The sequence below is a fragment of the Bacillus cereus group sp. N6 genome, assembly GCF_016483705.1.
In the GTDB taxonomy this organism is placed as follows: Bacteria; Bacillota; Bacilli; order Bacillales; family Bacillaceae_G; genus Bacillus_A; species Bacillus_A wiedmannii.
Genome location: NZ_JAEHBI010000276.1, coordinates 1 through 267 on the forward strand (window position 1 = coordinate 1; position 267 = coordinate 267).

Here is a 267-nt window from a genome sequence, read left to right on the forward strand (position 1 = left end):
ATTGTAATCGAGTTGTATGTCTCCTGCATCCTGCATCGGAACGATTTTTGATGTATCAATATTAATAGGCGATTGTGCATCTCCCGATTCTAGTTCCCAACGGTCTTGATCTTGATAATTGAGTTTTTCTGTTGTTACGTGTTGTTTTGGTGGAGAGCTCTCATCCTTTTTAGATGGGACCAGCTTCCCGCATCCTTGTAAGATGAAAAGACAACACGCTGCCATTAGCATTCCTTGTTTTTTTATCATATATTTGCCTCCTTTTTT

Annotated in this window: 1 pseudogene; it reads right to left on the reverse strand. The window is 39.3% G+C overall.

The features are described 5' to 3' along the window. Positions 1–249, reverse strand: a pseudogene (locus JDS99_RS31295) (hypothetical protein); the annotation flags it as partial. Positions 250–267: the final 18 nt, after the last annotated feature.